14 protein-coding genes are annotated in these 13,165 nt (G+C 72.7%); 10 read left to right on the forward strand and 4 right to left on the reverse strand.

What is annotated here, in order from left to right:
• The 5 genes from ACZ4EF_RS29940 to ACZ4EF_RS29960 form a co-directional block, all read left to right on the forward strand.
• Positions 1-512 (forward strand): lactate utilisation protein LutB domain-containing protein (locus tag ACZ4EF_RS29940; RefSeq protein ID WP_467507204.1); only part of this gene is annotated, 512 nt, incomplete at its 5' end.
• Positions 509-1,153, forward strand: coding sequence for a LutC/YkgG family protein (locus tag ACZ4EF_RS29945; RefSeq protein WP_355338774.1), 645 nt, complete (start codon positions 509-511; stop codon positions 1,151-1,153). The genes ACZ4EF_RS29940 and ACZ4EF_RS29945, both read left to right, overlap by 4 nt.
• Positions 1,154-1,279: 126 nt before the next feature.
• On the forward strand, positions 1,280-2,119 hold the full coding sequence (gene modA / locus ACZ4EF_RS29950; protein WP_401724024.1) for a molybdate ABC transporter substrate-binding protein: 840 nt from the start codon (positions 1,280-1,282) through the stop codon (positions 2,117-2,119).
• A complete protein-coding gene (locus ACZ4EF_RS29955; protein WP_355338768.1) occupies positions 2,116-2,976 on the forward strand; it encodes an ABC transporter permease in 861 nt (286 codons plus the stop codon). Before modA ends, ACZ4EF_RS29955 begins: the two co-directional genes overlap by 4 nt.
• Positions 2,973-4,085, forward strand: a complete 1,113-nt coding sequence (locus tag ACZ4EF_RS29960; protein ID WP_401312224.1) for an ABC transporter ATP-binding protein — start codon at positions 2,973-2,975, stop codon at positions 4,083-4,085. The genes ACZ4EF_RS29955 and ACZ4EF_RS29960 overlap by 4 nt, the downstream gene beginning before the upstream one ends.
• Positions 4,086-4,128: 43 nt before the next feature.
• On the opposite strand, the gene ACZ4EF_RS29965 is transcribed toward ACZ4EF_RS29960, so the two are convergent.
• Together ACZ4EF_RS29965 and ACZ4EF_RS29970 are read right to left on the reverse strand one after the other, a co-directional pair.
• Entirely contained in the window at positions 4,129-4,377 is a 249-nt protein-coding gene (locus ACZ4EF_RS29965; RefSeq protein WP_355338762.1) for an RNA polymerase sigma factor, read from the reverse strand.
• Positions 4,378-4,567: 190 nt separating this feature from the next.
• Complete coding sequence (locus tag ACZ4EF_RS29970; RefSeq protein WP_355338759.1) at positions 4,568-5,812, reverse strand: ThuA domain-containing protein; 1,245 nt, start codon at positions 5,810-5,812, stop codon at positions 4,568-4,570.
• A 491-nt stretch (positions 5,813-6,303) separates the two neighbouring features.
• On the opposite strand from ACZ4EF_RS29970, the gene ACZ4EF_RS29975 reads away from it, so the two are divergent.
• On the forward strand, positions 6,304-6,720 hold the full coding sequence (locus tag ACZ4EF_RS29975) for a VOC family protein (protein ID WP_391048703.1): 417 nt from the start codon (positions 6,304-6,306) through the stop codon (positions 6,718-6,720).
• Here the strand turns inward: ACZ4EF_RS29975 and ACZ4EF_RS29980 are convergent.
• Together ACZ4EF_RS29980 and ACZ4EF_RS29985 are read right to left on the reverse strand one after the other, a co-directional pair.
• Positions 6,695-7,387, reverse strand: a complete 693-nt coding sequence (locus ACZ4EF_RS29980) for a helix-turn-helix domain-containing protein (RefSeq protein WP_401312217.1) — start codon at positions 7,385-7,387, stop codon at positions 6,695-6,697. The two genes, ACZ4EF_RS29975 and ACZ4EF_RS29980, sit on opposite strands and share 26 nt — an antisense overlap.
• Positions 7,388-7,441: 54 nt before the next feature.
• Positions 7,442-8,689 (reverse strand): YihY/virulence factor BrkB family protein, encoded by a 1,248-nt coding sequence (locus tag ACZ4EF_RS29985; protein ID WP_401312214.1) that lies wholly within the window; start codon positions 8,687-8,689, stop codon positions 7,442-7,444.
• 18 nt (positions 8,690-8,707) lie between these two features.
• On the opposite strand from ACZ4EF_RS29985, the gene ACZ4EF_RS29990 reads away from it, so the two are divergent.
• From ACZ4EF_RS29990 to ACZ4EF_RS30005, 4 genes are all read left to right on the forward strand, one after another.
• A complete protein-coding gene (locus tag ACZ4EF_RS29990) occupies positions 8,708-10,345 on the forward strand; it encodes an acyl-CoA dehydrogenase family protein (protein ID WP_355338747.1) in 1,638 nt (545 codons plus the stop codon).
• A gap of 383 nt (positions 10,346-10,728) precedes the next feature.
• Positions 10,729-12,006 carry a GAF domain-containing protein gene (locus ACZ4EF_RS29995; protein WP_391163898.1) on the forward strand — a complete coding sequence of 426 codons (1,278 nt, stop codon included), beginning with the start codon at positions 10,729-10,731 and terminating at the stop codon, positions 12,004-12,006.
• 229 nt (positions 12,007-12,235) lie between these two features.
• Positions 12,236-12,787, forward strand: coding sequence for a GNAT family N-acetyltransferase (locus ACZ4EF_RS30000; protein ID WP_355338744.1), 552 nt, complete (start codon positions 12,236-12,238; stop codon positions 12,785-12,787).
• A gap of 150 nt (positions 12,788-12,937) precedes the next feature.
• Complete coding sequence (locus tag ACZ4EF_RS30005) at positions 12,938-13,021, forward strand: putative leader peptide (protein ID WP_355338823.1); 84 nt, start codon at positions 12,938-12,940, stop codon at positions 13,019-13,021.
• Positions 13,022-13,165 lie beyond the last annotated feature (144 nt).

Raw genomic sequence — 13,165 nt, forward strand, 5'->3', positions numbered from 1 at the left:
TCTGCCCCGTCTACGAACGCGCCGGCGGCCACGCCTACGGCTCCCCCTACCCCGGCCCCATCGGCGCCATCCTCACCCCCCAACTCCGCACCACCGCCACCGAACTCGACGCCTCCCTCCCCTACGCCTCCACCCTCTGCGGCGCCTGCTACGACGTCTGCCCCGTCGCCATCAACATCCCCGAAGTCCTCGTCCACCTCCGCGAACGCGTCGCCCAAGGCGCCACCACCACCCACAACGGCCAACGCGTCACCATCAAACCCGCCAAAGGCCACGCCGCCGAACGCGCCACCATGCGCGCCGCCCGCTGGACACTCGACCACCCCGCCCTCATGCGCCAGGGCCAGCGCCTCGCCACCCGCACCCGACACCTCCACCCCCAACGACTCCCCGGACCCGCCAAAGCCTGGACCGCCACCCGCGACCTCCCCACCCTCCCCCCACAGACCTTCCGCGACTGGTGGCAACACAACAAACACAACCACCCCCAGACCGAGGAGAACGGCCAGTGACCTCCCGCGACACCGTCCTCACCCGCATCCGCAACGCCCTCGCGGACGTCCCCCGCGACGACCGCCCGCACGACACCCCCCTCACCAGGGACTACCTGCACACCCACGCCGACCGCACCCCGCAGGAGACCGCGACCCTCCTCGCGGAGAACCTCACCGACTACCGGGCCCACGTCCACCACACGGACGAGACCGGACTGCCCGCGACCGTCGCCCGCCTGATCGCCGAGCACGGCAGCCGCAGCGTCGTCACCCCGCAGGGCCTGCCCGCGCACTGGCTCGACGCGATCGGCCCCGACACCGAGCGGCACACCGACCGGCCCGAGCAGACCACCTACGACCTCGACGCGATCGACACCGTGATCACCGGCTGCGCCCTGGCCATCGCCGAGACCGGCACCATCGTGCTCGACACCTCCCCCGACCAGGGCCGCCGCCGGATCACCCTCGTCCCCGACCACCACATCTGCGTCATCACCCCCGCGCAGATCGTCGCCTCGGTCCCCCAGGCCCTCCCCCGCCTGGACCCCACCCGGCCCCAGACCTGGATCTCAGGCCCCTCCGCCACCAGCGACATCGAACTCGACCGCGTCGAAGGCGTCCACGGCCCCCGCACCCTGGACGTCATCATGGTTGTGTGATCGCACAAACGAGGCGGACAGCTGGATCATGCGGCTTATGCAATGCGCCAGGAGACTTATCCCTCGCAGATGCGTCACTATGATCGTCACAATGACCTGGTGCGCGGCAGAGAGAGAGTTCCTGTGATGATCCGTACCGAACGGCGCCGCGGCATGGTGGCGGCCGTCGGCGGCGCCGCCGTACTGCTGGCGCTCACTGCCTGCTCGTCCTCGGACAAGGGTTCCGACGGCTCGTCGTCGTCCCCCTCCGCCTCGTCCTCCGCTTCCGCGTCGGCGACCACGCCGAAGGTCACCGGTTCCGTGACCGTGTTCGCGGCGGCGTCGCTGAAGGAGTCCTTCACGACGCTCGGCAAGCAGTTCGAGGCCGCGTACCCCGGCACGAAGGTGACGTTCAACTTCGGCGGCAGCGACGTGCTCGCGGCCAGCATCACCTCGGGCGCGCCCGCTGACGTCTTCGCGGCGGCCAGTACGAAGACGATGAAGATCGTCACCGACGCCAAGGACGCGGCGGGCACTCCCGCCCCCTTCGTGCGCAACCAGTTGGAGATCGCGACGCTGCCCGGCAACCCGGACAAGATCGCGTCGCTGAAGGACCTGACGAAGTCCGGCCTCAAGGTCGCGCTGTGCGCGAAGACGGTGCCGTGCGGGGCCGCCGCGCAGACGGCGCTGACCGACAGCGGGCTGAAGCTGACGCCGGTCAGTTACGAGCAGGACGTGAAGGCCGCGCTGACGAAGGTGGAGCTGAAGGAGGTCGACGCGGCGGTGGTCTACAAGACCGACGTGAAGGCCGCGGGCGGCAAGGTGCAGGGCGTGGACTTCCCCGAGTCGGCGAAGGCGATCAACACGTACCCGATCGTGGAGCTGAAGAACGCGCCCAACGGGACGGCCGCGCAGGCGTTCATCGCGCTGGTGCGGTCCGCCGAGGGCCAGAAGGTGCTCACCGGGGCGGGCTTCCTCAACCCGTGACCGGTCGGGAGCGGTGGGGCGCCGCGGCCGGTCCGGGACTTCCCGGGCACCGGCCGCGGCGCCGCTTCGTGCGCAGCCGCGGCGGTGTCCCGCTGCCGTTGCTGCTGCCCGCGCTGATCGCGCTCGTCTTTCTGCTGCTGCCGCTGCTGGCGCTGCTGATCCGGGCGCCGTGGCGGAGCCTGCCGTCGCAGCTCACCAGTTCCGAGGTGTGGACGGCGCTGCGGCTGTCGTTGGAGACCGCGACCACGGCGACCGCCGTGTCGCTGGTGTTCGGGGTCCCGCTGGCGTGGCTGCTGGCCCGTACGACGTTTCCCGGCCGCGGTCTGGTGCGCTCGCTGGTGACGCTGCCGCTGGTGCTGCCGCCGGTGGTCGGCGGTGTGGCGCTGCTGCTGGCGCTGGGGCGCAACGGTGTGGTGGGGCGCTGGCTGGACTCGGCGTTCGGCGTCACGCTGCCGTTCACGACGGCCGGTGTGGTGGTGGCGGAGACGTTCGTGGCGATGCCGTTCCTGGTGATCACCGTCGAGGGGACGCTGCGGGCGGCCGACACGCGGTTCGAGGAGGCGGCGGCGACGCTGGGCGCCTCGCGGTTCACCGCCTTCCGCCGGGTCACCCTGCCGATGATCGCACCGGGTGTCGCGGCGGGCGCGGTGCTGGCCTGGGCCAGGGCGCTGGGCGAGTTCGGCGCGACCATCACCTTCGCGGGCAGTTTCCCCGGCCGTACGCAGACGATGCCGCTGGCGGTGTATCTGGCGCTCCAGGACGATCCGGCCGCCGCCATCGCGCTCAGCCTCGTCCTGCTCGCGGTCTCCGTCGCGGTCCTCGCCGGGCTGCGCGAACGCTGGACGGCCGCGTCATGAGACTCGACAAGGGGGACGGGCCCGACGTGCGGGGTGCCGAGGACGCCGACGGCCTCGACGCGCGTCTCGTCCTGGACCGCGGCACCTTCCGGCTGGACGTACGGCTGTCGGTGCCGCCCGGCGAGGTGCTGGCGCTGCTCGGTCCGAACGGCGCGGGCAAGACCACCGCGCTGCGTACGCTGGCCGGTCTCGCCCCGCTGTCCGGCGGCCATCTGCGGCTCGACGGGCGGACGCTGGAGGAACCGGCGGTACGGCGGCGGGTGCCGGCCGAGGACCGGCCGGTCGGAGTGATCTTCCAGGACTATCTGCTCTTCCCGCATCTGACCGCGCTGGACAATGTCGCCTTCGGGCCGCGCTGCCACGGCGCGTCCAAGGCGGACGCGCGGGCGCGGGCGGCGGATCTGCTGGACCGGATGGGGCTCGCGGACCACGCGGGCGTCAAGCCGCGGCGGCTGTCCGGCGGGCAGGCCCAACGCGTGGCGCTGGCCAGGGCGTTGGCGACCGGGCCGCGGCTGCTGCTGCTCGACGAGCCGCTGGCGGCGCTGGACGCCCGCGCGCGGCTGGACGTACGGGCGGAGCTGCGCCGCCATCTGGCCGCGTTCGAGGCGGTGGCGGTGCTGGTGACGCACGACCCGCTGGACGCGATGGTGCTGGCCGACCGGCTGGTGGTGATCGAGCACGGGCGGGTGGTGCAGGAGGGCACGCCCGCGGAGATCGCCCGCCGTCCGCGTACGGACTACATCGCGCGGCTGGTCGGGCTCAATCTCTACCGGGGCGAGGCCGAGGGACATACGGTCCGGCTCGGTCCGGAGCTGACCGTGACCGCCACGGAGGAGCTGACGGGGCCCGCCTTCGTGGCCTTCCCGCCGAGCGCGGTCACGCTCTCCACCGACCGGCCGGACTCCAGCGCGCGCAACACCTGGCGGGCCAGGATCTGCGGCCTGGAGTCGCACGGCGACCAGATCCGTGTCGCTCTCACCGGGAGCGCCGACGACCTGCCGCTGACCGCCGACCTGACGGCGGTGTCCGTGGCCGAACTGGGCCTGCACGAGGGCGCGCAGGTGTGGGCGACGGTCAAGGCGGCCCAGACGCACGCCTATCCCGCGTGAGCCGGCCGGTCGGCGGGGCTCAGCGGTACCGACGCGGCGGCCCTCAGCGGGAGTTCGGCGGCGAGCCGGCCCCCGGTGTCACGGCCAGCAGATTGCGGGCGATGGTCAGCAGATAGGCGCGGACGGTGGCGCTGCCCGGCTCGATCCGGCCGAGGTGCAGCCAGGCGCGCAGCAGCGTCTCGTGGGCCACGTCCTCGGCCTGCGCGCGGTCGCGCACGTGGCCGAGGGCGAACGACACCAGCATCTCGTAGTGCTCGGTGTGCTGCCCGGTTTCGCGTTCTTCCGGTGTCACCGGTCGTCCCCTCCCCCGGGGGCGGCGCACGCCGCAACCCCTGTGGGAGTAATACGCGACCGGCGCGCGCCGCGTTCATCCGGGGTGGGTGTGGCCTCAGGTGGGCGTGGGGCGTACGAGTACGGAGCCGGGCCGTGGCCCGGCTCCGCTCGGGTGTCGGCCGGCCGCGGAGATCAGCCCGGCCGGGGGATCAACTCGGCAGCGTCCACTGCTGGTTGGCGCCCGTGCCGCAGGTCCAGATCTGGAGCCGGGTGCCGTTGGCGCTGCTGGGGCCCGTCGCGTCCAGGCACTTGCCCGACCCGGCGTTCACCAGCGTGCTCCCGCTGCGCGTCCACTTCTGGGCGGCGCTGCCGTTGCAGTCGTAGAGCTGCACCTTGGTGCCGTTGGCCGTGCCCGCCGAGGTGACGTCCATGCACTTGCCGAGGGCCTTGAGCGTGCCGTCGGAACCGACCGCCCAGGTCTGGGCGCTGGTGCCGTTGCAGTCGTAGAGCTGTACGGCCGCGCCGTTGGTGCTGCTGGCGCCCGCGATGTCCACGCACTTGCCGCCGTAGCCGTGGATGGCGCCGGTCGGGCCGCCCTGCGGCGGGGTGACCGGGCCGCTCTGGCCCGCCGCCCAGCGGATCTCCTGGATCAGCAACTGGTTCTGCTGGGCGCTGGCGAAGGTGGACGACAGCGCGGTGTTGGTGTCGTAGTTCATCGCGTTGTGCCCGAAGTTGTTGTAGACCATCTTGTAGTTCTTGTTGGTCCACACGATCGGGTAATAGCCGCTGTACCAGGTCTGGTTGGGGTCGGTCCCGATCGGGAACGTCGACTGGTCCATCGAGGCCAGGATGTCGATGTTCGGGTTCTGCCGCAGGTCGTTCTGCCAGCTATACCACTCGCTGACGGACGAGGCGATCGTGCCGGGCAGGCCCGCGGTGGCCGGGTGGTTCGGGTCCTCGATCTTCAGCGTCTCGGCGGTCGGCCCCCAGGTGTTGGACTTGAAGGTGCCGGTGCCGAGGAAGGTCTGGTGGTACCAGGACCAGCCGTTGGACGACGCGTCGTTGTAGGCCGCGACATGGAAGCCGATCCAGCCGCCGCCGTTGTTCATGTACGTCTGGAACGCGCTCTGCTGGGCCGCGGTCTGCGGGGCGTTGTCGAGGAACATGACCACCTGGTACTGGGCCAGGTTGGCGGTGTTGAGCTGGCTCCAGTCGTTGGTCGAGGTGTACGAGAAGCCGTACTGCGCCGCGTGCTGCGGGAACCACGCGTTCGCTTCGTGGACGAAGTTGATGTGGGCGGCGTCGTACGTGCCGTCGTAGAAGGCGATCACCTTGAAGTCGGCGGCCTGCGCGGTGTGCGCGGGCCCCGCCTGTACCCCGAGCACCACGGCGAACAGCGCGAACAGCCTCAACAGGGTGCGCGACCAGGGTATTTGTGTGCGGGATCTGATCATGTGGGGGACCTTCCTTGTGCGCGACGGTGGGGGACGTGCGCCTGTACCGCGATTGAAAGGTCCAGACTATGTTCATGTCAATGACTCGCGGTCGAATCCTTGACCTAGTAACAGCGTTGACCGGGGGGTGAGTTGTTTTTCGTTCACTTCCTTGACCCAGCCCTTGACGCGGCGGCCCGGTGGGGCGATCCTTCCGAACCAACGGACAAGAAGCTTTCCTTCCACGCACCACCGCATACCTCCCCCTTACCACTGGCCCGTACTCCTCCCCGTCGGGCCCCGTCCGACCCCATCGGCCTCATCCGACCCCATCGGCCTTCATCAGTCCCCATCGGCCTCATCGCATCCTTCGGACCGCGTCGCCCGCGGAGCACGGTGCGCGACCGCGGCGACGCTCACAACCCCGGTGGGGGCCGGGGGGTCGCAGGTCGGGTGCCGGGTGTCCGTTTCGTTCAAGACACCCGGCGCCCGGCCCGCCTAGCGTGAACGGCATGAACGCACCCCTCACGCCCCGTATCGATCTGATCGGCCTCGTCGTCGCGGACATGGCCGCCTCGCTCGCCTTCTACCGGCGCCTGGGCATCGAGCTGCCCGCGGCGGCGGACGCGGAGCCGCACGTCGAGGTCACGCTCCCCGGCGGTCTGCGGCTGGCCTGGGACACCGTGGAGACCGTCCGCTCCTTCGACCCCGACTGGTCGCCCGCCACCGGCTCCCGGATGTCGCTGGCCTTCGACTGCGGCGCCCCCGAGGGCGTGGACGCGGCCTACGCCGAGCTGACCGAGGCCGGGCACACGGGCCACCTCAAGCCGTGGGACGCCTTCTGGGGCCAGCGCTACGCGGCCGTGTACGACCCGGACGGCAACACCGTCGACCTCTTCGCCGCTATGCCGGAGCCGTCGGCTGGATGAGCCGCCCGAGCGGCACGCCCGCGAGCGACTTGACCTCGCGCGCGAGATGGGCCTGGTCGGCGTAGCCCGCGACCGCCGCGACCTGCGCGAACGCGGTGCCCCCGCGGGCCAGCTCCAGCGCCCTCTGCAGCCGCAGCACCCGGCCGAGCGTCTTGGGCCCGTAGCCGAACGCGGCCTCGCAGCGGCGGCGCAACTGCCGCTCCCCCAGGCCCGTCCCGGCCGCGATCGCGCCCACTGGGCGGCCCGCGGCCAGCGCCCTGGCGACGCCGCCCGGGAGGGGATCGACGGGCCCGGCCGCGCCGAGCCGCGTCACCGCCCAGGCGTCGAGGACGGCGGCGGCGTCCCGGCCGCCCAGCCGGTCCGCCAGCCGTCCAGCGCGCGCCGCGGGCCACAGCGCGTCCAGCGGCACCCTGCGGTCGCGCAGCTCGCGGGCCGGCACTCCCAGCACCAGCGGGCCGAGCCCCGGCGCGAACCGCAGCCCCGCGTACGAGCCGCCCGGCGCGTCGTCGGCGACGAACGCGCGGGTGTCGGGGCCCGCGACCAGCAGGCCGCCGTCGTACCAGATCAGGTCCATGCAGCCGTCGGGCAGCACGCGGTAGGACCCGCCGCCGTTCTCACGGGTCCACACGGTGACGCCCGGCACCGCGGCGGCACGTTCCTCGTACATGCCTCCATGGTGCACCGCGACCCGGCCGCCGGTCCCGCCGAGCCGAGCCGCGCGTCACAGCTCCGGCGGGAAGGGCGGCATCGGCGGCGGGGGCGCGGCGGGCGGCGGAGGCGCGGGCCGGGAGGCCGAGCGGTGCGGGGCCGAGTGCCGGGCGGGCGGGGTCGCCGGAGCCATCGGCGGTACGTCGGGGCGGCGGCGCAGCCGGGACCGCACATCGGCGTGCGGCAGGAATTCCGCCCACCGCTCGGGGTATTCGGCGGGCGGGTCGTCGTCGGGGTCGCCGTCCTCGTCCCCGGCGTACGCGGCCCTGCGGGCGGCGGCCTGCGCGACGACCTCGGCCGCCGCGGCCTCCCGCAGCCTGGCGTTCTCCTCGCGGGCCGCGGCGGTGGCCAGCGACGGCCACACCCGGTCCACGGCCGCGTTGACGGCCGCGCCGACCAGGACGGCGAAGGCGGACACGCCGATCCACAGCAGGACGGCGACCGGTGCGGCCAGCGAGCCGTAGATCGTCGGTCCCTCGACGGTGTGGGTGAGGTAGATGCGCAGGACGAAGCTGCCGACCACCCACATCAGCAGCGCGATCAGCGCGCCGGGCACGTCCTCGTACCAGGCGGAGCGCACCGGCACCGACACGTGGTAGAGCGTGGTGAGGAAGGCGATCGTGGCGAGCAGGACGGCGGGCCAGTACAGCACCGCGACCGCGCCCTCGCCGCCCGGCAGCACGTCGACCACCGCGTCGGGTCCCGCGACGACCAGCGGCAGGACGGCGGCGCCCAGTATCAGCGCGACGACGTACAGCACCAGCGACATCAGCCGGGTCTTGACGATGCCGCGGCGGCCCTCCAGGCCGTACATGATGGTGATGGTGTCCACGAAGACGTTGACCGCGCGGGAGCCCGACCACAGGGCGATCAGGAAGCCGAGCGAGATCAGGTCCGGGCGGCGGCCGTGGAAGACGTCGTCGACCAGGGGTTTGACGAGCTGGTTGACGCCCTTGTCGGAGAGCACGGTGGAGGACGCCGTGAGGATGTTGTGCCGGATGTGGTCGATGGTGTCGAGGCCGATGACGGTGTCGACGTAGCCGAGGGCGCCGACCAGGCCGAGCAGCAGCGGCGGCAGCGACAGCAGGACGAAGAAGGCCGCCTCGGCGGCGAGGCCGGTCACCCGGTACTCCATGCAGGAGTTGACGGTGTCCTTCAGCAGCAGCCAAGCGACCTTGCGCTTGGAGACGTTGCGGTACACCACCCGAGCCCGGCGCCACCTGCTCGGGCGACGATGGCCTCTTTCTTCGGCTGCTTGCACCCCCTTACGTTAGCTGCCATGAGCACCCTCACTCACACGGTGACCAATCAGGCTCCGCCGCTGGTCGGCCATGACGTGTACAGCACCGACAGCGCCCTCGTGGAGGCCGTGGCCCGCCACGCCGATCCGGCCGGGCTCACGGAGATCACGGACGAGTTGAGCGAGCTGGGCAAGGCCGCGGGATCCGCCCAGGCACAGCGCTGGGGCGAGGAGGCGAACACGTACTCGCCCGTGCTGCGCACCCACGACCGCTACGGCAACCGGATCGACGAGGTGGACTTCCACCCCTCGTACCACCGGCTGCTCGGGCACGCGGTCACCGCCGGTCTCACCGACGCCTGGTCGCGGCCCGACGGGCACCTCAGGCGGGCCGCCGGGTTCCTGGTCTGGTCGCAGGTCGACGCCGGGCACGGCTGTCCGGTGTCGATGACGCACGCGGCGGTGCCCGCACTGCGCACCGACCCGGCGCTGGCCGCCGAGTGGGAGCCGCGGCTCGGGTCGCGGGTCTACGATCCGCAACTGGTCGCGGCCGGCGAGAAGCCGGGCGCGCTGTTCGGAATGGGCATGACGGAGAAGCAGGGCGGCTCCGACGTACGGGCCAACACCACGCACGCCGAGCCGCTGGCGGAGGACGGCGCGTACGCGCTGACCGGGCACAAGTGGTTCTGCTCCGCGCCGATGTCGGACGGCTTCCTCGTCCTGGCGCAGGCGCCGGGAGGGCTGACCTGCTTCCTGCTGCCGCGCGTGCTGCCGGACGGCACCCGCAACGTCTTCGCGATCCAGCGGCTGAAGGACAAGCTCGGCAACCGCTCCAACGCCTCCTCGGAGGTGGAGTTCAGCGGTACGTGGGCGCGGCGGGTCGGCGACGAGGGGCGCGGGGTGGCCACCATCATCGAGATGGTCGCGGCGACCCGTCTCGACTGCGCGCTGGGCTCGGCCGCCCTCATGCGGCAGGCGGTGGCGCAGGCCGTGCACCACGCCACGTACCGCAGCGCCTTCGGCGGGCCGCTGGCCGACAAGCCGCTGATGCGCAACGTGCTGGCGGACCTCGCGCTGGAGTCGGAAGCCGCGACGACCACGGCGCTGCGGCTGGCGGCGGCCTGCGACGCGGACACCGAGCAGGAGCGGCACTTCCGGCGGCTGGCGGTGGCCGTCACCAAGTTCTGGGTCACCAAGCGCTGTCCGGTCGTCGCGGCCGAGGCGCTGGAGTGCCTGGGCGGCAACGGCTACGTGGAGGAGTCCGGCATGCCGCGGATCTTCCGCGAGTCGCCGCTGAACTCGGTGTGGGAGGGCTCGGGGAACGTCCAGGCCCTCGACGTGCTGCGCGTCCTCCAGCGGGAGCCGCTGGCCCTCAACGCCTTCCTGGCCGAGCTGGGGCTGGCCCGCGGGGCCGACCACCGCCTCGACGGCGCCGTCAAGGACCTCCTCGGCGAACTCGCCGACCTCGACGGAGTCGAGACCCGCGCCCGCCGCATCGTCGAGCGCATGGCGCTGGTCCTCCAGGGCACCCTCCTGGTCCGCTTCGCGCCCCCCGAGGTCGCCGACGCCTTCTGCGCCTCCCGCCTCGGCCACGACTGGGGCGCCACCTTCGGCACCCTCCCCCACACCCTGGACCTGTCCTCGATCGTCGACCGCGCCCGCCCGGTCCAGTCCTAGGGCGCGTCCGCGAAGTCCCGTCGCGGCGGAACGGAAAACGGCGCGGCAGCGGCTGTCCCTCCGCTCGCCCCCCGAAGGGGGAGCAGAAAGGTTTCCGCCGCCGCGCCCACGGAGGGTGGCGCCGCGCCGACTCGGCACCACCCCCGGTCTGTTGGGCCGTCAGGCCGACCGTCCCGGCAGCGCGGGCGGGGGGCTGCCGCGCGCCGGTGACGCCGCGTCACTCTCCGTCGAAGTCGCGTACGCTCGCAATGGTTGCAGCCCGTTGCACATGTCGTCAGGCCGTGCGGGGACCTCCGGCGGAGGGGAGGGAAATCGCGACGGCCGGGCCCGTACGGCGGCACCATGGGCAGTGGAAGACGGAGAGCACGCAGGGCGGGGGCGACGTGACACACTTTCCGATCCAGGTCGGCCGGAGGGACGCGATGGACGCCCGCGCGTCCGCGCACCTGCTGGCCTCGGTCCGGGAAGCCACTCTTGCGGGTGATGTGCCGCCGAAGCCGCCGCGGCCGGTGATCGGCGAGTCATGGACACGCGCCCTGAGCCGGGGCCTGGACCCGGACACCGGTCGCAACGACGGGCTGCTGGGCACCGACGAGCTGGAGTACCGGCGGCAGTCCACCCCGCTCGGCGCTCTGCTGCCGCTGCTGCGCGACGGTCTGCACGCGGTCGCGGACGTGGCCGGGCACATCATGATCGTCACCGACCCGGAGGGCCGGGTGCTGTGGCGCGACGGCAGCCTCGCGTCCCGCAAGTCCCTCGCGGACCGGCTGGGCTTCGCCGAGGGCGCGAGCTGGGCCGAGGACGCGGTCGGCACGAACGCGATCGGTACGGCGCTGGTGACCGGCACCCCCCTCCAGGTGCACTCCGCCGAGCACTACGTGCGCAATCTGCACGGCTGGACCTGCGCCGCGGCCCCGCTGCACGATCCGCGCGACGGACGGCTGCTGGGCGTGGTGAACGTGACCGGTCCCGCCTCCACCGCGCACCCGGCGAATCTGTCGCTGGTCTCCGCGGTGGCCAGGGTCGCCGAGGGCGAACTGCGGGCCAGGCACTGGGCGGCGGTCGAGCGGCTGCGGTCGGTGGCCGCGCCGCTGCTGGCCCGGATGGAGGGCCAGGCGCTGGCCGTCGACCCCAACGGCTGGGTGGCGGCGGTGGCCGGGATGGCGCCGCCGGACCGGCTGCAACTGCCCGCGGCCGTCAGCGCCGGGCAGATGTGGCTGCCCTCGCTCGGCCTGTGCTCGGTGGAGCCGCTGCCGGGCGGCTGGCTGGTACGGCTGGGCAGCCGCGAGCGGGCGTCGGGCGCGAGCCAGGTGGTGCTGGACGTGAGCCGTCCGCGCAACTGGATGGTGACGGTGAGCGGCGCGGCCGGGAGCTGGGCGCAGCAGCTCAGTCCGCGCCACGCGGAGCTGCTGTTCGTACTCGCCGTGCACCGCGGCGGCAGGACCGCGGCCGAGCTGGCCGCCGACTTGTTCGGCGATCCGAGCCGTACGGTGACGGTGCGCGCGGAGCTGTCCCGGCTGCGGCGGAATCTGGCGGGCGTGCTGGCGCACCGGCCGTACCGCTTCGCCGACGGGGTGAATGTCGAACTCATCCGTCCGCACCACCCGTTGGACCTCCTCCCGCACTCGCTCGCGCCCGCGGTGCTGGCCGCGCGCCGCTGACCGTACGGCCGCCGGGCGCGGCCGGTCACCGTACGTGTCCGGCCGCATTCGCGTGATGACCATCGAAACGAGTCGGCGGCGCGGCCGTCAAGAGGACGTGTCCGCGCGGTGGGGGCGCGCGGAGCGCGGTACGGGCGCGGGCCGGGGGCGAGATCCGGCCACCGGGTGCCCGGTCGCGGCGTCCGGGGCGGGCCCGGGGCGCTGGGCCGCACCGCCTAGGGTGGGCCGCATGAGTACGCCCGTGACCACCTGGTCCCTCGAACTGACCTCGCCCGACGAGCTGCGGGCCGCGGCCGTGCCGCCCGAGGCGTCGGGTGTCCGGATCGTGCGGTCGCAGGTCCCGTCGGCCGAATTCGGGCGCTTTCTGTATACGGCGGTCGGCGCGGACTGCGCGTGGCGGGACCGGCTGCCGTGGCCGCCGGAGCAGTGGCGGGCGCATCTGGCGCGGCCCGGCACCGAGGTGTGGGTGGCGTACGAACACGGCACCCCCGCGGGTTATGTGGAGCTGGGGGCGCAGGACGCGGGCGTGGTGGAGATCGTCTACTTCGGGCTGCTGCCGGACTCCAGGGGCCGCGGTCTCGGCGGCCATCTGCTGTCCTTCGGCACCGAGCGGGCCTGGGACCTGGGCGACCGCTGGGAGGGAAGGGAACCGACCGAGCGGGTGTGGGTGCACACCTGCTCGCTGGACGGGCCGTACGCGCTGGACAACTACCGGCGGCGCGGCTTCCGGGTGTTCGACACGACGGTCGCCGCTTCCCCGTCCACTCCGCCGGGCGCGTGACCGTGCGCGCGCCGGTCGCGTGACCGTCCGCCCGCCGGTCGCGCCGGGCGGGGCGTGACCGACGCCACAGTTTCTCACCTGGTGAGATTATCTGGTCCACATAATGGATGGCGGTGGACTCTCCGGAGACCCGCATGCCACGCTTTCGTCATGTCACGCACTGGAATCGCCTTGGTAGGTCGGCCGCACGTCGACTTCTGCCGCGTGTCCAGCGCCATCTGTCCGGCGGTCTGACCGACTTAGCTCCGCTCCCCGCCATCCCCGTCGTCGTGGATGCCCGGAAGTCCCCGGCCGCCCCGCTGTGTTTCACAGCCCTGCGTTTTCCCAGGCCATAGGGTGCTCCCGCGCGTAATCGACCGTATTCGAGCCTGCCCGAAG

The sequence above is a fragment of the Streptomyces sp. NPDC025721 genome (assembly GCF_055558595.1).